Genomic DNA, 19,536 nt, shown 5'->3' on the forward strand with positions numbered 1-19,536 from the left:
CGTGCTGTTCACAGGGGCCCGAAGAGCCAGTTGCCGGCGGCGTTGGGGTCGTCGCCGCAGTAGTAGTCGGCGGCGGCCAGGACCAGCTCGTCCACGGTGATCGTGCCCCTGCCCGTCCGGTCCAGCCGGTCGAACGCCTCGTCCACGTCGTCGTAGGCCACCCCGAACGCGCACAACATCGTGCGGAAGTCACCCGGCCCGATCTGCCCGTCGTCGTCGCCGTCGCACAGCTCAGCGACCGCGACCGTGGCCGGTTTGAACACCGCGTCGTACTGGTCGCCCGTGACGAACGCCGCCGTCATCCCGCGCAGGAAGTCCTGCCGCACGATGCCGGAGTCGCCGTCGCGCTCCAGCGTCCGCGACAGGGTGGACCAGATGCGGTCGAAGCCGTCCACGAGACTCGCCCCGGCGACCGAGGTGGGGGACTCCCCGAAGCCCACCAGGATACGGGCGCCCAGCCCCAGCAGGTCCTCGCGCTCGACGACGCCGTTGCCGCTCGCGTCGATGTGGTCGAACGCCCGATCGAGCTTGTGATTGAGCAGGTCGATAGCCACCAATGCCTCCCCCGAGACTGACTGCGTGATCACAGTAAGTCGGGGCGGGCCCTTTGTCAGCGAGGCTCGCACCGGCACCCCCCGTAACGTGTGCGAAACACGGACACGGCATGCTGGTGTGTACGCATGTACTGTCCGTACGAACGAGGGGAAGCCGTGGACCGCCAGCAGGAGTTCGTGCTCCGCACGCTCGAGGAACGCGACATCCGGTTCATCCGGCTGTGGTTCACGGACGTGCTCGGCTTCCTCAAGTCCGTCGCGATCGCGCCGGCCGAGCTGGAGGGGGCCTTCGCCGAAGGCATCGGGTTCGACGGCTCGGCCATCGAGGGCTTCGCCCGCGTCTACGAGTCCGACATGCTCGCCAAGCCCGACCCGGCCACGTTCCAGATCCTGCCGTGGCGCAGCGAGACGCCGGGCGCCGCGCGCATCTTCTGCGACATCCTGATGCCCGACGGCACGCCGTCGCACGCCGACCCGCGCTGGGTGCTCAAGCGCACGCTCGCCAAGTGCGCCGACATGGGCTTCACCTTCTACACCCACCCGGAGATCGAGTTCTTCCTGCTGAAGAACCGTCCCGAGCCCGGGGTGCGGCCCGAGCCGATCGACTCGGGCGGCTACTTCGACCACACGCCGCACAGCTCCGGCCACGACTTCCGCCGCCAGGCGATCATGATGCTGGAGTCGATGGGCATCTCCGTCGAGTTCAGCCACCACGAGGGCGCGCCCGGCCAGCAGGAGATCGACCTGCGTTACGCCGACGCGCTCACCACGGCCGACAACATCATGACCTTCCGCCTGGTCATGAAGGAGGTCGCGCTGGAGCAGGGCATCTGGGCCTCGTTCATGCCCAAGCCGTTCACCGAGCACCCCGGCTCCGGCATGCACACCCACATGTCGCTGTTCGAGGGCGACCGAAACGCCTTCTACGAGGCGGGCTCCGACTACCGGCTGTCCAAGATCGGCCGCTCGTTCATCGCGGGGCTGCTGCGGCACGCCGCCGAGATCACCGCCGTCACCAACCAGTGGGTCAACTCCTACAAGCGGCTGTGGGGCGGCGCCGAGGCCATCGCCGGGCTGGGCGGCGAGGCCCCCTCCTACGTGTGCTGGGGCCACAACAACCGCTCCGCGCTGGTCCGGGTGCCGATGTACAAGCCGCACAAGGGCGGCTCGACGCGCATCGAGTTCCGCTCGCTCGACTCGGCCTGCAACCCGTACCTCGCCTTCGCGCTGATCCTGGCCGCCGGGCTGAAGGGCATCGAGGAGAGCTACGAGCTGCCGGCCGCCGCCGAGGACAACGTCTGGACGCTGACCAGCGCCGAGCGGCGCGCCCTCGGCATCCAGCCGCTGCCCGGCTCGCTCAACGACGCGATCGAGGTCATGGAGCGCAGCGAGCTGGTGGCCGAGACGCTGGGCGAGCACGTCTTCGACTTCTTCCTGCGCAACAAGCGCAGCGAGTGGCGCGAGTACCGCCGCCACGTGACGGAGTTCGAGCTGGGCCGCTACCTGCCGGTCCTCTGACAGCAGATGGGTGAGGCCCCGCCGGACACTCCGGCGGGGCCTCGTCCGCTCAGCCCCAGAACTCCCGCACCTCGATCGGCAGCGTGGCGGCGGCGGCCATCCTGCGGCCCCACGCCAGCGCCGCCTCCCGGCCGGGCGCCTGGATCACGGTGAAACCGCCGACGTGCTCCTTGCCCTCGGTGTACGGGCCGTCCACGGTGAGCACCTCGCCGTCGCCCGCCCGCAGCACGGCCGCCTCCTCCGGCGGACGCAGACCGCCGGAGAACAGCCAGGCGCCTGCGGCCTTCATCTCCTCCTCCAGCGCGCCCAGGTCGCGCATGACCGGTTCGAGCACCTCGGGGCCGGGCGGCTCGCCGTCGGGCTGGTAGATGGTGAGCACGTATCGCTGCATCACATCGCTCCTTTCTCTCAGCCCTTGTACGAACGGCGCCGCCGCGGATCGACACCCCCGGCCGAATCGAACACGATCGCCTCCAGCAGCCCCGCCTCGGCCCGGTCCACGATGCGCGCCCCGGTCGCCGGAGCGGGGTCGCCGCTCTTGACCCGCGTGAGCAGGCTGTCCCACCTGCGCTGGTGCCGGGCGAACGTCCTGGCCGCCACCACCCGGCCCCTGGCCCGCTGCCCCGCCAGCGCCTCCTCGGCGGGCGCGTCCAGCAGGAGCAGGTGGAAGTCCGCGCCGTGCCGGCGCGCCAGCCAGGCGAAGCCCCGCAGCACGTACGGGGCGCAGCCCCGGTTGTGCGCGAGCACGGAGTGGCCCTGGGTCAGCGCCTGCCGGATGCGCGTCAGGTGGGTGACGAACACCACAGCGCGGCGCACCGGGTACGGCGCCCAGGTCAGCCTGCCGTTCCAGTGCCGCCTGGACTGCGCGGAGTCGATCACCACGGCCGTGCCCGAGGTGATGGGCAGGCTCTCGGCGCCGTCCATGCCGTACAGGCGGCGCAGCAGCGTGGTCTTGCCCGCCCCCGGCAGCCCCGTCAGGATGACCAGGGCCCCCGGCGGATACCGCAGCCTCGCGCCCTCCACAGCAACACCCTTCCCCGCCCGGTCCGCCGTCGCAATCCCTGCCGCGCCAGCATAGGCGCGTCCTACCAGCTTGACCGAGGACGGGCCTGAACGCGCATCCCTCGTGTGCCGGACGGTCCGTGATCAGCGAGAATCGGCGGATTGGTCGCGGCAGGCGGGAAACATCGTTAAGGTAGCGCCGACGCCTTGATCGGCCTCACTCCCGGAGCGGTTCGGAGTGAGGCCGATTTTCGTTGCTTCTGACCCCCGAGTCACATCCGAGCGATGTGCGGCGCCTAGCGTCTCGTTACTCGGTGGGGGGAAGTTTCGGCCCCCTTCAAGGCGTTATGGAGACGTACCGAGCTACCACCGGACCCCCGCATCCTAGGTAAACCGGGTGTCCAGTAAAATCGGCTAGCTCTTTATGATATTTCCGGACTTTTCGCCTGGCGTGGCGATATAGGAGGGTGTGGCATGACGACGGCTGCCCTGCAGACCGTGTTGACCGTTCCCGAGCGCTTCCGTGGCCCCGTGGGCGTCGCCAACGGCGGCTGGATCGCGGGCACCATGGCGGAGGCGCTGAACGGTGGCCGATCAGCCGTCGAGGTCACGCTGCACGCCCCCACGCCGCTGGAGACCGAGCTGCGGCTCGAGCACGTGGCCAACACGGTCTCCCTCTCCCACGGCGACAAGCTGCTGGTCGAGGCGATCCCCGTGGCCGAGGAGCTGCAGGGCCCCGGGTTCGTGCCGTTCAACGACGCGGCCCGCGCCGAGGCCGGGTTCGCCGGGCTGAAGGCGCACCCGTTCGCCGAGTGCTTCGCCTGCGGCCTGCGCGAGCCGGGCGACGGCCTGCGCATCTTCCCCGGCCCGGTGGAGGGCACCGACCTCGTGGCGGCCGGCTGGCGCGTGCCGTTCACCGTGAGCGGCGAGGACGGCGTGCCCGCCTCCATCGTCGGCGCGGTGCTCGACTGCATCAGCGGCTGGGCGCACTTCGGGCCTGGCGAGAGCGCCCTGCTCGGCCGCCTGGCCGTGCAGATCAACCGGCCGGTGCTGCCGGGTGGCCGCTACTCGGTGGTGGCCCGCCCGACCGGGCGCGATGGCCGCAAGATGTTCGGGCAGAGCGCCATCTACGAGGTGGACGGCACGCTGGTGGCCGCCGCCCGCGCCACCTGGATCGCTCCACGCTGACACCGCTCCACTTCCGAGGCCCCTGAGCATTTGAGGCCCCCGAGCTTTTGAGGCCCGGAGCTTTTCAAGGCCCCCGAGCCGCGGTTCGGGGGCCTTCGCTGTTCCTACGCCGGTGCCGTGAGCCGATCCACCACGGTCGTCACGCAGCGCTCGTCGAACAAGATCGTGTAGTGGTTGCAGTCCGGCACCACCTCGTCCCGCAGGCCGGGCAGCCGCTCCGCCCAGGGCCGCACCAGGTCGTCGGGCAGCATCCCCACCGGCTGGTCGAGCAGCCCGCGCGGCGCCCTGAGCAGGTGCAGCGGGGCCTTGATCGCCTCCAGCGCCGCTCCGACGGCCTCCCGCTCCACGTGCAGCCACCGCCCGTCCTGCGCCACCGCCTCGGCCACCGCCCGTGACCGCAGCGCGCCCTCGGGGCCGGTCAGGTCGTAGCGCGCGTACGCCTCCACGTCGTCGTTCCAGCGGCCGGCGAAGGCCGGATGCGCCCTGAAGAAGTCCACGTACGCCTCCGCCGAGGGGAACGTCTGCCGCAGCCGCGCCAGCGCAGGGCCCAGCAGGGCCTCCAGGGCCGTGTCCGGGTCCGTGTCACCGGGGAGCGGCGGCAGCGGGATCCCGCCGTCCACCAGCACCACCCTGGCGAACGGCCGCCGGGCCGCCGCGAGCGCGGCCACGTACGCGCCCATGGAGTGACCCGTCAGCACCGCTTCCTGGCCCGCTCCGACGTGGTCGGCGACGCGCAGCACGTCCTCGACGTGCCGGGGCAGCCCGTACGGGCCGGGCAGGGACGCGCTGTGCCCGCGCCCGCGCAGGTCCATGGCCACCAGCGACCAGCCGTCCGGCAGCCGCCGCCCTGCCGCGGCCCACGCCATGAGCGACGCCGTGATCCCGTGGACCGCGATGATCGTGCGCGGCCCGGTTCCGAACGTGGCGATCCGCAGACCGTCCACCTCATCGATCCTCATAATCACCACATAATTGCGCATATGCGAATTACCGTCATCGAACATGAGGCCGAGGCGGGTCTCGGCTACCTCGCGCGCTGGTTGGGGCTGGAGTGCGAGATCGTGCGGCCGTACCTGGGACAGGAGGTCCCCGAGCGGGCGCGGGACGGGCTCATCGTGCTCGGCGGCGCGGCTGCCGCCTGGGAGGACGAGCGCAGCCCCTGGCAGCCCGCCACCCGCGACCTGCTGCGCCGCGCCGTCGATGACGCCACCCCCACCCTGGCCGTCTGCCTGGGCGCGCAACTGCTCACCATGGCCTGCGGCGGCACGGTGGAGCGCGGCAAGAACGGGCTGGAGGTGGGCGCCCGCGAGGTGGTCGCGCTGCCCGCCGCCGCCTCCGACCGGCTGCTGTCGGGCGTCGGCGCCGCCGTGGCCGTGCAGTACCACCAGGACGCCATGACGCGGCTGCCCGACGGGGCCGTGCCGCTGATGACCGGCTCCCAGTACCCGAACCAGGCCTACCGGCTGGGGGAGGCGGCCTGGGCGGTGCAGTTCCACCCCGAGGCGACGCCGGAGATCTTCGTGTCGTGGACGGCGGACTCGGGGCTTGAGGGCGCCGAGGAGCTCAACGCGGAGGTCAAGGCCGCCGAGAGCGCGCTCGTGTCCACCTGGCGCCCGGTCGCCCAGGCGTTCGCCGACGTGGTCAGAGAAGCCTCGGACGCCTGAACGCCCTGGCCGCTGGAGGCTCTTCGGGCCTGAGCGCCCTGGCGTGGTGGAGGCTCCTTGGGCAGCGAGCCCCTGGCGTGGCTGAAGGCTCCCCGGGCGGCTGAGCGTGCCGGCCTGGTCGGAGACGCCTGGGGGTGCCTGAGCGCCTGTGTGACGCCTTGGCTCACCGATGCCGGGAGGGACGCCTCCCGTGCCTGTGCCCGCCTGTGAGGGCGTGTGCGAGTGCGTGCACGCCCGCCAGGACGAGCGGGAACGCCACCACGGCCGCCCCCGGCCCGCGCATGGGCACCCCGGCCCGCCGCAGCCGCCGCCACGCCCACACCGAGTACGGGATCACCACGACCGGCGCGGTCACCACCCCCGGCGTGTACCCGCGATAGACCGCCGCCTGAGCCAGATGCACCACCCCGTGCATCCCGAACCCGGCCAGCGCCGCCTGGAACACCGCGCTGCGCCCGCCCGTACGCGCCCCCAGGGCTGAAGCCGCGGCCATCACGCCGCCCATCAGCCCGATGGCCACGTTCACGTGCGCCTGCGAGACCTCCAGCCGCACCCCCGGCAGGCGTTCCTCCAGCCGGGACCTCGCCTGCTGCGTCCACCGCGCCATGGTCGCCAGTTCCTCGGCGTCGTGCACCACCCAGGCGGCCAGCAGCCCCCAGGCCACCCCTGCGGGAACCCGTCCCATCGCGGCACCCCCCTCGTCCTCAAAACGCAACGCAACGTTGCGTTCGCATGTTACGGCGAAAGGCGCAAGAGCTGTCAAGATGGAGAGGTGCCCAGGATCGAATCCACCGCCGCGCGGCTCGCCAAGCTCGGTTTCGCCGACGGAGCCAGGGCGGCGCAGCTCGTCCGGCAGTCGGGGGCCGACCTGGACGACATCCTGGAGTCCCTGGTCGCCGTGGCCGATCCCGATCTTGCGCTGGTGTCGCTGACCCGCCTGATCGAACGCGAGCCCGCTGTGCTCGACACCATCCGCGCCGACGAGCACCTCAGGCACAGGCTGCTGGCCGTGCTCGGGGTCAGCGCCGCCCTCGGCGAGCACCTCGTACGGCATCCTGACCAGGTCGCCCGCCTGGCGGAGCCGAGCCTGGGCGAGGCCAGAGCCGAGCTACTGCGAGCGGTCGGCGCCGACCCCGGCAGAAGCGAGCCACGGGCGGGCGATGCTCAGTCCGGCGGGAGCGAGCCACGTGCGGCCGTAGCCGCGTCCGGCGGGGGCGGGCAGCGGGCGGGCGGGGGTGTCGGTGGTGAGCTGACGGCGTTGCGGGTGGCCTACAGGGGCCGTTTGGCGCATCTGGCCGCCCGCGACCTCACCGGCCAGGCCACGCTCAGCGAGGTCACCGCCGAGCTGTCCGACCTGGCGGGCGCCGCGCTGGAGGCCGCGCTGGCCGTCGCGCGCACGGAGGTGGACGCCGACGAGGTCCGGTTCGCGGTCATCGGCATGGGCAAGTGCGGCGCCAGGGAGCTCAACTACATCAGCGACGTCGATGTGATCTTCGTGGCGGAGCCGAGGGAGGGCGCCGACGAGGCCAAGGCCCTGCGCGCCGCCACCCGGCTGGCCCAGGCCATGATGCGGGCGTGCACGGCGACCACCCCCGAGGGCTCGCTGTGGGAGGTGGACGCCGGGCTGCGGCCGGAGGGCCGCGCGGGGCCGCTGGTCCGCACGCTGGCCAGCCACCTCGCCTACTACCGCCGCTGGGCCAAGACGTGGGAGTTCCAGGCGCTGCTCAAGGCCAGGCCCGTGGCGGGCGACCTGGAGCTGGGCGCCGCCTACGTCGAGGCCGTCAACGAGCTGGTCTGGACGGCCGCCACCCGCGAGCACTTCGTCGAGGACGTGCAGGCCATGCGCCGCCGCGTCGAGGCGCACGTGCGGTCGGAGGGCGAGCGGCAGCTCAAGCTGGGCCCGGGCGGGCTGCGCGACATCGAGTTCGCGGTGCAGCTCCTGCAGCTCGTGCACGGCAGGCTCGACCCGCTGCTGCGCCGCAGGGCCACGCTGCCCGCGCTGGCGGCGCTGTCGCGGGGCGGCTACGTCGCCCGTGACGACTCGCGGGGCCTGGCGGAGGCGTACTCGTTCCTGCGCAGGGTCGAGCACCTGCTGCAGCTCCACCGGCTGCGGCGCACCCACATCGTGCCCACCGGCGAGGACGACCTGCGCAGGCTGGGCCGGGCGCTGGGCATGCAGGCCGACCCGGTGGGGGAGTTCACGGCGCGGTGGCGGCGGCACGCGATGGAGGCGCGGCGGCTGCACGAGAAGCTGTTCTACCGGCCGCTGCTGCAGGCCGTGGCGCGGCTGCCGGAGTCGGAGGCGCGGCTGTCCACCGCCGCGGCGGCGGCCCGGCTGGAGGCGCTCGGCTACGTCGATCCCCGGGGCGCGCTGCGCCACATCGCCAACCTGTCCACCGGCGTGTCGAGGCGGGCGGCCATCCAGCGCACGCTGCTGCCCGTCATGCTCGGCTGGTTCGCCGACACGCCCGACCCGGACGCGGCGCTGCTCGGGTTCCGGCAGGTCAGCGACAAGCTGGGCAGCACACCGTGGTACCTGCGGCTGCTGCGCGACGAGACCGCGGTGGCCGCCAGGATGGCGCGGGTGCTCGGCACCAGCCGTTACGCCACTACCCTGCTCATGCACGCCCCGGACGCGGTGGCCATGCTGGGCTCCGACGACGAGCTGGCGGTGCGCCCGCCGGAGTCGCTGCTCGGCGAGGCGTCCGCCGCGGTGACCCGGCACGCGGGCGACCCTGAGACGGCGGTCGCGGCGGTGCGGGCGCTGCGGCGCAAGGAACTGTTGCGCACGGCGGTGGCCGACATCTCCGGCCTGATCGACATCGAGACCGTCGGCAGCGCGCTGTCGACGCTCAACGACGTGACCTTGCAGGCCGCGCTGGGCGCCGCGCTCGGCAGGGCCGACGGTCTCACGTCCTTCGCGATCATCGCGATGGGCCGGCTGGGCGGCATGGAGTGCTCCTACGCCAGCGACGCCGACGTGATGTTCGTGCACTCGCCGCTGCCCGGGGTCGGCGAGCGGGAGGCGACCGACGCCGCCTTCGCCGTCGCCAACGAGCTGCGGCGGCTGCTGTCGCTGCCCGCCCCCGACCCGCCGCTGCTCATCGACCCCGACCTGCGCCCGGAGGGCCGCCAGGGGCCTCTGGTGCGGACGCTGGCCTCCTACCGGGCCTACTACTCGCGGTGGTCGTCGCCGTGGGAGTCGCAGGCGCTGCTGCGCGCCCGCTTCTCGGCGGGCGACGCCGAGCTGGGTGCGGCGTTCACGGCCATGGCCGACGAGCTGCGCTACCCGCGCGGCGGCATCACCGACGACGCGGTCAGGGAGATCCGGCGGCTAAAGGCCCGCATGGAGGCCGAGCGGCTGCCGCGCGGCGCCGACCCCGCCCTGCACACCAAGCTCGGGCCCGGCGGGCTGTCCGACGTGGAGTGGGTGGCCCAGCTCCTGCAGCTCCGGTACGCCGGGACGCTGCCGTCCCTGCGAACGACCCGCACGCTGGAGGCGCTGCGGGCGGCCGTGGGGGAGGAGCTGCTGGCCCCGGCCGACGAGGCCGTCCTCGCCGAGGCCTGGCGGTTCGCCTCGCGGGTGCGCGACGCGCTGATGCTGGTGAAGGGCCGGCCGGCGGACAGCATCCCGCGTGACGCGGGAGAGCGCAGGATGCTGGCCAGGACGCTCGGCTACCCGCCCGACGGCTCCGAGGACTTCCTCGACGACTATCGCCGGGTCACCAGGCGCGCCCGCAAGGTGGTGGACCGGGTCTTCTACGGCGCCTGATTGCGCGGCCACACGGCGTGGGTGTATCAATGCGCCGTGTTATCCGTATACGTGGATCTGGCCCTCGGCCTGGTGGTGGCGTTCCTCCTGCTGTCGCTGCTGGTGAGCGGCCTCAACGAGGCGTTCGTGCGGGTGCTGTCCATCCGCAGCAAGTTCCTCTGGGCCTACCTCAGGGACACCCTGGACGGAGTCGGCGACAAGTCGCCGTCGTGGCTGCCCGCCAGCGTCCGTGACGTGCTGCTCGCGCTGCCCTTCGGCCGCGACCCCCGGCCGAGGCACACCGACCGGCCCGCGCCCGCCGAGCCCGGCCGGATGCCGGAGGTGAAGACGGGCGAGTCGGTGATGAACCTCCTGTACGAGCGGGTACGCGAGATCGACCACGCCAAACGGGGCAGGACCAGCATCTCCGACATCCCGCCCCAGCGGTTCGCGGTGGCCGTGATGGAGCTGACGGCGATGGAGAACGGCGACGTCACCGAGTTCCTGAAGAAGCTGCAGCGGATCGACAGCCCCCTGTACGGCCACCTCAAGGGCGTCTGGGAGAGCGCGCAGGGCGACCTCGACCGGTTCAGGAAGGGGGTGGAGACCTGGTTCGACGGGGAGATGCAGCGGCTGTCCATGCTGTACAAGCGCTACGTCAAGTGGGTGCTGGCCGTGCTGGGCGTCGTGGTGACGCTGCTGTTCTCGATGGACGGCTTCGAGTACGCCAAGACGCTGCTGCGGGACAACGCCTTCCGCAGCTCGGTGACGGCCGTGGCGGAGGCGGGGCCCGACGCCTACGCCGAGCTGAGGCAGCAGTGCACGGGCGGCGCCCCTGTGCCCTGCGTGACGGAGCTGCTCAGCGAGCCCGCCCTGGTCAAGATGATGGGGCAGGCGATGGCCAGCGTGTCGATCCCGGCGCAGGGCGAGCCGAGCGTGCAGGGCAACTTCGCGGCGTGGTGGGATCGGGTCACCACGCCGAGCCACTGGCCCGGCTACCTGCTGACGTACGTGGCGCTGCTGTTCGGCGCGCCGTTCTGGTGGGACGTCTTCCGGCGCATCACCGGCATCAAGTCGCGGCGTTGAGCCGCCGGCCGCCGAGCGCGGCCAGGGCGATCACGTCGGCGAGCGCGGACAGCTCGGCCGGGTCGTCGGTGAGCCGCGCCGTGGCCAGCCGCAGGTGGTGGGCGGCGGCGGGCTCGACCACGTAGCGGCTGCCCGGCGCTACGGAGATGCCGTGCGCGGCCAGCGTGACCAGGGCGGCGGGCTCGTCGCGCACCGGGACCCAGAGCACCAGGCCGTCACCGCCGCCCGTCCGCACGCCGCGGGCCGCCAGCTCCGCGGCCAGGCCGGCCCGGCGCCGCGCGTACACGTCGCGGGCGTGCCCGACGCGCTCGCGCACGGCGGCGTCCCCGAGCAGGTGGGCCAGCGTGTCCTGGAGGATCCTGCTGGTCCAGCCGGTGCCGAAGCTGCGCAGCACGCGCACCCGCTCCACCGCGTCGGCCGCCCCGCCGACGACCGCGATGCGCAGGTCGGGGCCGTGCGACTTGGAGTACGACCTGACCAGCACCGTACGGTCGGGGAAGTAGGAGCCCATGCTGACCATCGGCGAGACCGACAGCTCGCCGATCCCGTCGTCCTCGACGACGAGCGTGCCGGTCGGCTCCAGCAGCGCCGCCAGCTCGGCCGAGCGCTCCGCCGTGACCGCGTGGCCGCACGGCGACTGGCCGCGCGGCTGGTAGACGAACGCCACCGGCCTGGCCCGCAGCGCCTTGGCCAGCGCGCCGGGGACGGGCCCCCGCTCGTCGCAGGCGACCGGGACGATCTCGACGCCGATCGTCTCCAGGATGTCCAGCAGCCGCGCCCCCGTCGGCTCCTCGATCGCGATCCTGTCGCCCGGCAGGGCCGCGGTCTGGCAGAGGAGCTGGACGCCCTCGTACCCGCCGCCGACCGCCAGCCAGCCGCCCGCGCGGAACGGCCAGCCGGGCTCGACGGCGGCCCGCAGGCGGGGCGTGATCGTCTCGCGGGCGTAGTCGTTGAGCCCGTCCGCGCGGGCCGCCGCGGTCAGGGCCGACTCCAGCGGCGGCAGCAGCGCCGCGTCGGGGGAGGCGATGGTCAGGTCGATGGCCAGGCGGTCGCCCCAGTGGCCGATGCGTTCGTACCGGATCGGGCGGGGCACGTCGGGCGGGCCGAGCACGACGGTGCCGCGCCGCCGCTCGGTCCTGATCATGCCGTGCCTGCGCAGCTCCGACCAGGCCTCGGCGACCGTTCCCGAGCTGACGCCCAGCTCCCTGGCCAGGCCGCGGACCGTCGGCAGGCGCGTCTGCGGCGGGAGCGTGCCCTGCCTGATCAGGTCGGTCAGGGCGGCGGCGATCCCGCGAGCGCTCGGGTCGGCGATGCGCTGCGCCAGCCAGGAGCTGTCCACTTTGTCCCCCTGTAAATCTTTGTTCAGCAACAAAGATCTTCTTGTGTAGGTCCTCTGTCTGAACATATGGTTTCTGAAAATTAACGGCAACTATCGCCCGTTTGAGGTGTTTTATGGCGAAAATCCGTCTTGCCGTGCGGGATTGGGACCATCTCGTGCCGGTCGTGACCGGGGCCGTCCGGCCCGAGGGCTTCGAGCTGGACCTCGAATCCCGTGCCGTCACGCCAGACGTGCTCAGCGAACCCGGCATCGACGGAGGCGAGACCTCCTTCAGCCGGTACGCGCTCGGCCGCGCCGCCGGCGACGACCGGCTGGTGGGCCTGCCCGTCTTCGTGATGCGCGGCTTCCGGCACCGCTGCGTGCTCGTCCGCCGCGACAGCGGCCTGACCACGCTGGACGAGCTGAAGGGCGCCCGCATCGGGCTCACCGGCTGGCCCGACTCCGGCAACACGTGGACCCGCGCCCTGCTGCGGGCCGCCGGGGTGGACCTCGCGGGCATCGAGTGGACCGTCGGCCCGCTGGTGGCCGGCGAGACCGGCAAGGACCGGGTCGGGCCCGTGCCCTTCCCCGACAACGTCACGCTCACCGGCGACGGCCTGGCCGAAGGGCTCGCCGGCGGCCGGTACGACGCGATCATGACGCCGTTCATGCCCGAGGAGTTCTTCACCCCCGGCAGCCGCTTCCGCCACCTGCTGCCCGACCATCGCGCCGCCGAGCAGGCCTACTACGAGCAGACCGGGTTCGTGCCCGGCATCCACCTCGTCACGCTCAAGCGCGAGGCCGTCGAACGCGACCCGGCGCTGCCCGCCGCCGTCCTGGAGCTGTTCGAGCGCTCCAAGCGGCACTGGCTGGCCCGGCGGCGGCTGCTCACTGACACCACGCCGTGGCTGCTCGCCGACCTCACCGCGACGGCCCGCACGTTCGGTCAGGACTGGATGCCGTACGGCGCCGCCGCCAACGCCCCCATGGTCGCCGCCTTCTGCGAGGAACTGCACGCCCAGGGGATCTCGAACCGCCGCATCGACGCCGAGGAGGTCTTCACCGCATGAGGATCGCCGTTGGACAGTTCGCCTCAGCCGAGGACTGGAACGCCAACCTCAAGACCTGCCAGGAGCTCATCGACCGGGCCGCGGAAGGGCAGGCGGACCTGCTGGTCCTGCCGGAAGGGGCGCTCGCGCTCTTCGTGGACGAGCCCGTCCGCATCCGCGAGGCCGCGCAGCCGCTCGACGGGCCGTTCGTCAGCGGGCTCGTCGAACGCACCCGCGGCAGCGCCACCACCGTCGTCGCCGGCGTGCACGTGCCCGCCCCCGACGGCCGCGTGTCGAACGTGCTGGTCGCCGCCAGGGACGGCGAGATCGTCGCCACCTACGTCAAGCTGCACCTGTACGACGCGTTCGGCCGCCGCGAGTCCGACAACGTCGTCCCCGGCGTGAACGCGCCCGTCGTCCTCGACTGCGCCGGCTGGAAGGTCGGCCTGATGACCTGCTACGACGTGCGCTTCCCCGAGATGGCCCGGCTGCTGGCCGACCAGGGCGCCCAGGTGCTCGCGCTGCCCGCCGCCTGGGTGCGCGGCCCGGCCAAGGAGTGGCACTGGGAGGTCATGGTCACCGCCCGCGCGCTGGAGAACACCTGCTACGTGGCCGCCTCCGGCGAGTGCGGCCGGCGCAACATCGGGGCCAGCATGGTCGTCGACCCGCTCGGCATCACCCGGGCCCGGCTCGGCGACGTGCCAGGGCTGCTGTGGTCCGACGCCTCCGCCGACGAGCTGGCCGCCGCCCGCCGCACGCTGCCCGTCCTCGAGAACCGGCGCTTCGCCGTGGACCCGCGATTGGAGCCACATGTCTAAGAAGCCAGGGATGGCGTTGCTCGCCGTCCTCCTGCTGGCCGGTTGCGGTGCCAACCCGCCGGAGGCCGAGGGCGTGCTGGAGCCCACAGGCCAGGATTCGGCCGCCGCCCAGACCAAGGACCAGGCCCTGTACGATCGCCTGCCCGACAAGGTCAAGCAGGCGGGCAAGCTGATCTCGGTCAACAACGGCTCGTTCCCCCCGTACGAGATCGCCGGCCCCGACGGCAGATCCCTGACGGGCGCCGCCGCCGACATGTCCGACGCGCTCGGTCAGGTGCTCGGCGTCAAGATCGAGCACGTCACGGTGGACGGCCTGCCCAGCTCGCTGACCGGCATCGCCTCCGGCCGCTACGACTTCGCCATCGGCCCCGTGGGCGACTTCCCCGACCGGCAGAAGAACAACGACTTCGTGGACTGGGTCAAGGAGTACGTGGTGTTCGCGGTGCCGAAGGGCAACCCGGACCGGATCGGCTCGGTGGCCGACACGTGCGGGCTGAAGATCTCGGTCATGGCGGGCGGCTCGGCCGAGGCGGTGATCAAGGGCCAGTCCGCGGCCTGCGTCAAGGAGGGCAAGCAGAAGATCACCGTGCAGTCGTACAAGGACCAGCCCACCTCCGTGCTGGCGGTCAGCTCGGGCCGCGCGAACGCGTTCTTCTCCTCCCAGGCGCCGCTCACCTACTTCGTCGACCAGGCCGGCGGCAAGCTGGAGCTGGCAGGCAAGGGGCAGCCCAACGGGTTCGACGACCTCTTCCAGGGCGCCGTCGTGGCCAAGGACTCGCCGCTGCGCGACGTGCTCAGGGACGGCATCCAGAAGCTCATGGACAACGGCACGTACGACCAGATCATGACCAAGTGGAAGACCTCCGACAACAAGCTGGACCAGGCCGGCGTCAACCTGGCGAAATCATGAGCGGACCTCCCGAGATCGACGTCGCCGGTGCCGCGCGCACCCGCCACCCCCTGCGCTGGGTCGCCTCGGCCGTCCTGCTCGTGCTGGCGGCCCAGCTCGTCAGCCTCCTGGTGACCAACCCCAACTTCCAGTGGGACGTGGTCGGCAGCTACGTCAACGCCCAGCTCATCGGCCAGGGCATCTTCACCACGCTGCTGCTCACCGTGATCGCCATGGCCGTCGGCGTCGTGCTGGGCGTGCTGCTGGCCATCGGCCGGCTGTCGGAGAACCCCGTGGCCAGAGGCGCCTGCGGGCTCTACGTGTGGTTCTTCCGTGGCACGCCCGTGCTGGTGCAGCTCGTGCTCTGGTACAACCTGTCGTACCTGCTGCCGGAGATCTCCTTCGGTGTCCCGTTCGGGCCCGAGTTCGTCACCGCCGACACCAACCAGCTCATCACGCCGCTGCTGGCCGCCATCCTGGGGCTCGGGCTGAACGAGGGCGCGTACATGGCGGAGATCATCCGCGGCGGCCTGATGTCCGTGGACCCGGGCCAGACCGAGGCGGCCTCCGCGCTGGGCATGAGCAACGCCCGCACCTTCCGCCGCATCGTGCTGCCGCAGGCCATGCGTTTCATCATCCCGCCCACCGGCAGCCAGGTGATCAGCATGCTGAAGGCCACGTCGCTGGTGAGCGTCATCGCGCTGGCCGACCTGCTCTACACCGTGCAGTCCATCTACAACCGCACGTTCCAGACCATCCCGCTGCTGATCGTCGCGTGCGTCTGGTACCTGGTGATCACTTCGATCCTGTACGTCGGCCAGTCGTTCATCGAACGCCACTACGCGCGCGGCGCCACCAGGAACGCGCCCCAGAGCTTCTGGGCCTTCGCGGCCTTCCGCCGCCGCACGGAGGTGACCTCCTCATGACCGTCCCCATGGTCCGCGCCCGCGCCGTCCGCAAGCACTTCGGCCACCTGGAGGTGCTCAAGGGCATCGACCTCGACGTGCAGCCGCAGGAGGTCGTGGTCGTGCTCGGCCCGTCAGGCTCCGGCAAGTCCACGTTCCTGCGCTGCGTGAACCACCTGGAGACCATCGACGGCGGCTCCATCCACGTGGACGGCGAGCTGATCGGGTTCGAGGCGACCGGCGGCAAGGTCCGGCACCTGCGCAAGAGCCGCATCACCCGCCAGCGCAGGGAGATCGGCATGGTCTTCCAGCAGTTCAACCTCTTCCCGCACATGACCGTGCTGCAGAACGTCATCGAGGCGCCCGTCGGCGTCCGCGGCGAGCCGCGCGGGCAGGCCAGGGAACGCGCGCACGCCCTGCTGCGCCGCGTCGGGCTGGAGGACAAGGCGGCCAGCTACCCCCGGCAGCTCTCCGGCGGGCAGCAGCAGCGCGTCGCGATCGCCAGGGCGCTGGCCATGCGGCCCAAGCTCATGCTGTTCGACGAGCCGACCAGCGCGCTCGACCCCGAACTGGTCGGCGAAGTGCTGGCCACCATGAAGGGGCTGGCCGAGGACGGGCTCACCATGATCGTGGTGACCCACGAGATCGGGTTCGCGCGGGAGGTCGCGGACCGCGTCGTGTTCATGGACGGGGGCGTCGTCGTCGAGTCAGGCACGCCCGCCGACGTGCTGGACAACCCCAGCAGCCCGCGCACCAGGGCCTTCCTCAGCCGCGTGCTCTAGGCCGGATGCTCGGGGGGCGGCTCAGGGCGACTGAGGCGGTGCTCGGGGGGGCGGCTCAGACGGCGCTCAGGGCGTACAGGACGTCGCGCAGTGACGGCTCGCGCTCGCGCATCCAGACCAGCCGCAACGCCAGCGCCGGCGCCCGCGACTCCAGCTCCACCAGCACGCCCGTGTCCAGGTCCGACCCCAGCGCGAAGTCAGGCAGCAGCGCGGCCCCGAGCCCCTGCCTGGACCACTCGCGGGCGGTGGCGATGCTGGTCAGCTCCCTGCGCGGCGTCCCCGCGCCGAACACCTGATCGGCCGCCAGCCGGATCGAGCAGCCGGGCGGGCTGACGAGCAGCGGCTCCCGATCGCCGTCCGGCGCCGCGACGAGCGACAGCCGTACCTCGTCCAGGTCCAGATGATCCATCCCGGCCGGCCGGTCGAACCCCAGCCCGCCGACCCGGTCGCCCAGGTCCAGCAGCAGCGCCGCGTCCAGCCGGCCGCCCGCCACCGCCTCCAGCAGCGCCTGCCTGGTGAGCGACTCGACGCCGACGTCCAGGTCGGGACGGCGCTGCGCCAGACGGCGGATCACGGCGGGCAGCTTGGCGGCGGCCAGCATCTCCAGCGCGCCGATCCGCACCCGGCGGCGCGCGCCCGTGACGGCCCGCCGCACCTCGTCGGCGTGGTCGAGCAGGCCCTGCGCGCGGGCCAGCAGCACGCCGCCGGGCTCGGTCAGGCGCATGCCGCGCGGCGTGCGTTCGAAGAGCGTGACGCCGAGTGCGGCTTCCAGCCTGCGCACCTGCTCCGACACGGAGGCGGGGGCCAGGCCCAGGTCGTTGGCGGCCGCCGTGACGGAGCCGGACGCGGCCACCGCCACAAATCCCCTCAAGTGCCGCAATTCCACGCGTGCCAGCATACGGCTTCCCCGAACGCTCCCCACGGGTGCGCCTGTTGAGCGGCCAGGCCGCGTTTCAGCAGGCTGAGGGGCATGTTCGGTTTCTCCCTCGCCTACTTCCTGGTGATCCTCGACACCACCGTCCTGACGATCGCGCTGCCCGACCTTCAGGCCTCGCTCGGCGGTACGGTGGCCGGCCAGCAGTGGGCGGTGAACGCGTACACCGTCGCCTTCGCCGCCAGCCTCCTCACCGGGGGAGCGGTCGCCGACCGGTACGGCGCGGCCCGCGTCTTCAAGCTCGGCGTGTCCGCCTTCGGCGTCATCTCGCTGCTCAGCGCCGCCGCCCCCGGCCTGGGCGTGCTGATCGGCCTGCGCGCCCTGCTCGGCGTGGCGGGCGCGCTCTGCACGGGCGGCTCACTCGGCCTGCTCGCCGAGATGTTCCCCGAGCCCGCCGCCCGCGCCCGCGCCACCGGCGTGTGGGCCGCCATCACCGGCAGCGCGCTCGCGGCCGGCCCGCTGCTCGGGGGCGTCCTGGTCGACCTGTACGGCTGGCGCGCCGTCTTCCTGCTCAACCCGCCCATCGCGCTGATCAGCCTGCTGGCCATGCGCAGGGTCGTCTCGCCGCGCGGCAGCCGCGCCATCGACTGGTGGGTGCAGGTCCTGGCCTGCGCCTTCCTCGGCCTGGTCGCCGAGGCGCTGATCGACTCCGCGCCCGTGGCGGGCCTGCTGGCCGTGGCCGCCCTCGCCGTCCTGGTGCTCGCCGAGCGGCGCAGCCACGCGCCCGCCCTGCCCGGCGGCCTGCTCGCCGCCACCTGGCCCGAGCTGCTCGCGGGCACCGTGGCGAACTTCGCCTTCTCCGGCGCGCTGTTCGTGCTGACGCTGCTCCTCCAGGACACCCGCCACCTGAGCCCGATGGCGGCGGGGCTGGCGTTCCTGCCGCTCACGCTGCCCATGACGGTGAACCCGCTGCTCACCGGCCGCCTGGTGGCCCGCTACGGCCCCCGCCCGCCCATCCTCGGCGGCCTGGCCCTCATCGCGGCCGGCCTGGCGGGGACCGCGCTCACGGACGCGCTGACGCTGTGGCTCGTGGTGCTGGGGTTCGGCCTGTCGTTCGTGCTGCCCGCGCTGATGGCGGGCATGGTCGGCAGCGCCCCGCCCGGCACCGCGGGCACCGCCGGGGGTGTGCTCAACGCGTTCCGGCAGACGGGGGCGACGCTCGGGGTGGCGGTCATGGGCGTCATCGGGCGTCCCCTGCTGGCGGCGGCCGTCCTGGCGGCACTCACCTGCGCGGGCTACGCCGCCGCCGCCCGCCGCGCCCGCCCGTCCGCGTCCACCTGAGAAGGCACCCGCCCGTCGCCGTCGTCCGGCGGGGTGGCCGGAGTATCGTGAGACCCTCAGCCCGGGCGGCCACGACGATGGGGTGCACGTGTTCTTCCAGCATTCGACCGACATCTGGCGCGACTTCCCCGAACTCGTCCCAGCCGCCCTCTACACCGAGGGCATCACCGCCACGGTCAGCCCGGACGCCCGGATCGCCGCCCACGCCGAACGCGCGGCGGCCAGGCTGGCGACGGCCTCGGAGGGCGAGCTGCCGGAGATCCAGGCGTGGCGCCGCACCTTCACCCGGATGGGCCTCAAGCCGACCCAGTACAGGTGCGCCTCGGAGGCCCTGCTGCGCCGCTTCAGGAAGGAGGGCTCGCTCCCGCGCCTGCACCCCCTGATCGACCTGTGCAACGCGGTCTCCATCGCGCACGCCGTCCCGATCGCCGTCTTCGACGTCTCCCGGATCACCTCCTACGTCGAGGTCGGGTACGCCGCAGGCGACGAGACGTACCTCACCTTCGGCGGCGACACGGAGCAGCCGCCCGCCGGCGAGGTGATCTTCGCCGACGCGGCGGGCAGGGCGCACGCCCGCCGCTGGACCAACCGCCAGAGCGGCCACTCGGCCGTCCGCGACACCACGTCGAACGTGCTGATCGTCGCCGAGGCCCTGCACGACACGGCGGCCAAGGACGTCGAGTCGCTGCTGGCCACGCTCACCGACGAGCTCAGCACGCTGTGGCCGGTCACCCCGAAGTCGGCGATCCTGACCCCGGACGCGCCCCGCTTCGAGTTCCCCGGCCGGTGAGCACGCC

General features: G+C 72.6%; 19 protein-coding genes. 12 read left to right on the forward strand and 7 right to left on the reverse strand.

Annotation, left to right across the window (positions count from 1 at the left end; translation table 11 throughout):
• Nucleotides 1-8 precede the first annotated feature (8 nt).
• On the reverse strand, nucleotides 9-554 hold the full coding sequence (locus ABD331_RS32490; RefSeq protein WP_344483080.1) for an EF-hand domain-containing protein: 546 nt from the start codon (nucleotides 552-554) through the stop codon (nucleotides 9-11).
• Between the two features lie 156 nt (nucleotides 555-710).
• On the opposite strand from ABD331_RS32490, the gene ABD331_RS32495 reads away from it, so the two are divergent.
• Nucleotides 711-2,072, forward strand: coding sequence for a glutamine synthetase family protein (locus ABD331_RS32495; RefSeq protein WP_344483083.1), 1,362 nt, complete (start codon nucleotides 711-713; stop codon nucleotides 2,070-2,072).
• Between the two features lie 49 nt (nucleotides 2,073-2,121).
• On the opposite strand, the gene ABD331_RS32500 is transcribed toward ABD331_RS32495, so the two are convergent.
• Together ABD331_RS32500 and ABD331_RS32505 are read right to left on the reverse strand one after the other, a co-directional pair.
• Nucleotides 2,122-2,463 carry a YciI family protein gene (locus ABD331_RS32500; protein ID WP_344483086.1) on the reverse strand — a complete coding sequence of 114 codons (342 nt, stop codon included), beginning with the start codon at nucleotides 2,461-2,463 and terminating at the stop codon, nucleotides 2,122-2,124.
• A gap of 17 nt (nucleotides 2,464-2,480) precedes the next feature.
• Complete coding sequence (locus tag ABD331_RS32505; protein WP_344483089.1) at nucleotides 2,481-3,095, reverse strand: AAA family ATPase; 615 nt, start codon at nucleotides 3,093-3,095, stop codon at nucleotides 2,481-2,483.
• 453 nt (nucleotides 3,096-3,548) lie between these two features.
• Here ABD331_RS32505 and ABD331_RS32510 point away from each other — a divergent pair, with 453 nt between their 5' ends.
• Nucleotides 3,549-4,262, forward strand: a complete 714-nt coding sequence (locus tag ABD331_RS32510) for a PaaI family thioesterase (protein ID WP_344483092.1) — start codon at nucleotides 3,549-3,551, stop codon at nucleotides 4,260-4,262.
• A gap of 104 nt (nucleotides 4,263-4,366) precedes the next feature.
• On the opposite strand, the gene ABD331_RS32515 is transcribed toward ABD331_RS32510, so the two are convergent.
• Nucleotides 4,367-5,221: an alpha/beta fold hydrolase gene (locus ABD331_RS32515; protein ID WP_344483095.1), complete on the reverse strand. Its 855-nt coding sequence runs from the start codon at nucleotides 5,219-5,221 to the stop codon at nucleotides 4,367-4,369.
• Between the two features lie 21 nt (nucleotides 5,222-5,242).
• Here ABD331_RS32515 and ABD331_RS32520 point away from each other — a divergent pair, with 21 nt between their 5' ends.
• Nucleotides 5,243-5,926: a type 1 glutamine amidotransferase gene (locus tag ABD331_RS32520; RefSeq protein WP_344483097.1), complete on the forward strand. Its 684-nt coding sequence runs from the start codon at nucleotides 5,243-5,245 to the stop codon at nucleotides 5,924-5,926.
• Between the two features lie 163 nt (nucleotides 5,927-6,089).
• On the opposite strand, the gene ABD331_RS32525 is transcribed toward ABD331_RS32520, so the two are convergent.
• Nucleotides 6,090-6,611: an HXXEE domain-containing protein gene (locus tag ABD331_RS32525; protein ID WP_344483100.1), complete on the reverse strand. Its 522-nt coding sequence runs from the start codon at nucleotides 6,609-6,611 to the stop codon at nucleotides 6,090-6,092.
• 87 nt (nucleotides 6,612-6,698) lie between these two features.
• Between ABD331_RS32525 and ABD331_RS32530 the strand changes: the two genes are divergently transcribed.
• Nucleotides 6,699-9,698 (forward strand): bifunctional [glutamine synthetase] adenylyltransferase/[glutamine synthetase]-adenylyl-L-tyrosine phosphorylase, encoded by a 3,000-nt coding sequence (locus ABD331_RS32530; protein WP_344483102.1) that lies wholly within the window; start codon nucleotides 6,699-6,701, stop codon nucleotides 9,696-9,698.
• 36 nt (nucleotides 9,699-9,734) lie between these two features.
• Nucleotides 9,735-10,763, forward strand: a complete 1,029-nt coding sequence (locus tag ABD331_RS32535) for a hypothetical protein (RefSeq protein WP_344483105.1) — start codon at nucleotides 9,735-9,737, stop codon at nucleotides 10,761-10,763.
• On the opposite strand, the gene ABD331_RS32540 is transcribed toward ABD331_RS32535, so the two are convergent.
• Nucleotides 10,747-12,102, reverse strand: coding sequence for an aminotransferase-like domain-containing protein (locus tag ABD331_RS32540; protein ID WP_344483108.1), 1,356 nt, complete (start codon nucleotides 12,100-12,102; stop codon nucleotides 10,747-10,749). The genes ABD331_RS32535 and ABD331_RS32540 overlap by 17 nt on opposite strands.
• Nucleotides 12,103-12,215: 113 nt before the next feature.
• On the opposite strand from ABD331_RS32540, the gene ABD331_RS32545 reads away from it, so the two are divergent.
• The 5 genes from ABD331_RS32545 to ABD331_RS32565 are packed head-to-tail and all read left to right on the forward strand — an operon-like array spanning nucleotide 12,216 to nucleotide 16,524.
• Nucleotides 12,216-13,151 (forward strand): substrate-binding domain-containing protein, encoded by a 936-nt coding sequence (locus ABD331_RS32545; RefSeq protein ID WP_344483111.1) that lies wholly within the window; start codon nucleotides 12,216-12,218, stop codon nucleotides 13,149-13,151.
• Nucleotides 13,148-13,948, forward strand: a complete 801-nt coding sequence (locus ABD331_RS32550) for a deaminated glutathione amidase (RefSeq protein ID WP_344483113.1) — start codon at nucleotides 13,148-13,150, stop codon at nucleotides 13,946-13,948. Before ABD331_RS32545 ends, ABD331_RS32550 begins: the two co-directional genes overlap by 4 nt.
• A gap of 10 nt (nucleotides 13,949-13,958) precedes the next feature.
• Nucleotides 13,959-14,858, forward strand: a complete 900-nt coding sequence (locus ABD331_RS32555; RefSeq protein WP_344483115.1) for an ABC transporter substrate-binding protein — start codon at nucleotides 13,959-13,961, stop codon at nucleotides 14,856-14,858.
• The gene (locus ABD331_RS32560) at nucleotides 14,855-15,763 is read left to right on the forward strand and encodes an amino acid ABC transporter permease (RefSeq protein WP_344483118.1); all 909 of its coding nucleotides are present in this window, start codon (nucleotides 14,855-14,857) and stop codon (nucleotides 15,761-15,763) included. The genes ABD331_RS32555 and ABD331_RS32560 overlap by 4 nt, the downstream gene beginning before the upstream one ends.
• The gene (locus tag ABD331_RS32565; RefSeq protein ID WP_344483121.1) at nucleotides 15,760-16,524 is read left to right on the forward strand and encodes an amino acid ABC transporter ATP-binding protein; all 765 of its coding nucleotides are present in this window, start codon (nucleotides 15,760-15,762) and stop codon (nucleotides 16,522-16,524) included. Before ABD331_RS32560 ends, ABD331_RS32565 begins: the two co-directional genes overlap by 4 nt.
• A gap of 55 nt (nucleotides 16,525-16,579) precedes the next feature.
• Here the strand turns inward: ABD331_RS32565 and ABD331_RS32570 are convergent, their stop codons facing one another.
• Entirely contained in the window at nucleotides 16,580-17,410 is an 831-nt protein-coding gene (locus ABD331_RS32570) for a LysR family transcriptional regulator (RefSeq protein ID WP_344483124.1), read from the reverse strand.
• An 84-nt stretch (nucleotides 17,411-17,494) separates the two neighbouring features.
• On the opposite strand from ABD331_RS32570, the gene ABD331_RS32575 reads away from it, so the two are divergent.
• Nucleotides 17,495-18,739: an MFS transporter gene (locus tag ABD331_RS32575; RefSeq protein WP_344483127.1), complete on the forward strand. Its 1,245-nt coding sequence runs from the start codon at nucleotides 17,495-17,497 to the stop codon at nucleotides 18,737-18,739.
• 88 nt (nucleotides 18,740-18,827) lie between these two features.
• Nucleotides 18,828-19,529 carry a B3/B4 domain-containing protein gene (locus ABD331_RS32580; protein WP_344483130.1) on the forward strand — a complete coding sequence of 234 codons (702 nt, stop codon included), beginning with the start codon at nucleotides 18,828-18,830 and terminating at the stop codon, nucleotides 19,527-19,529.
• Nucleotides 19,530-19,536 lie beyond the last annotated feature (7 nt).

The sequence above is a fragment of the Nonomuraea monospora genome, assembly GCF_039531895.1.
Lineage (GTDB): Bacteria > Actinomycetota > Actinomycetes > Streptosporangiales > Streptosporangiaceae > Nonomuraea > Nonomuraea monospora.

What these genes read in the sequence shown, in the direction of transcription:
- ABD331_RS32545 (WP_344483111.1), top strand. Translation starts at nt 12,216, where the DNA reads ATGGCGAAAATCCGTCTTGCCGTGCGGGATTGGGACCATCTCGTGCCG.
- ABD331_RS32500 (WP_344483086.1), bottom strand. Translation starts at nt 2,463, where the DNA reads ATGCAGCGATACGTGCTCACCATCTACCAGCCCGACGGCGAGCCGCCC.
- ABD331_RS32555 (WP_344483115.1), top strand. Translation starts at nt 13,959, where the DNA reads ATGGCGTTGCTCGCCGTCCTCCTGCTGGCCGGTTGCGGTGCCAACCCG.
- ABD331_RS32550 (WP_344483113.1), top strand. Translation starts at nt 13,148, where the DNA reads ATGAGGATCGCCGTTGGACAGTTCGCCTCAGCCGAGGACTGGAACGCC.
- ABD331_RS32510 (WP_344483092.1), top strand. Translation starts at nt 3,549, where the DNA reads ATGACGACGGCTGCCCTGCAGACCGTGTTGACCGTTCCCGAGCGCTTC.
- ABD331_RS32560 (WP_344483118.1), top strand. Translation starts at nt 14,855, where the DNA reads ATGAGCGGACCTCCCGAGATCGACGTCGCCGGTGCCGCGCGCACCCGC.
- ABD331_RS32575 (WP_344483127.1), top strand. Translation starts at nt 17,495, where the DNA reads ATGTTCGGTTTCTCCCTCGCCTACTTCCTGGTGATCCTCGACACCACC.
- ABD331_RS32520 (WP_344483097.1), top strand. Translation starts at nt 5,243, where the DNA reads ATGCGAATTACCGTCATCGAACATGAGGCCGAGGCGGGTCTCGGCTAC.
- ABD331_RS32525 (WP_344483100.1), bottom strand. Translation starts at nt 6,611, where the DNA reads ATGGGACGGGTTCCCGCAGGGGTGGCCTGGGGGCTGCTGGCCGCCTGG.
- ABD331_RS32565 (WP_344483121.1), top strand. Translation starts at nt 15,760, where the DNA reads ATGACCGTCCCCATGGTCCGCGCCCGCGCCGTCCGCAAGCACTTCGGC.
- ABD331_RS32515 (WP_344483095.1), bottom strand. Translation starts at nt 5,221, where the DNA reads ATGAGGATCGATGAGGTGGACGGTCTGCGGATCGCCACGTTCGGAACC.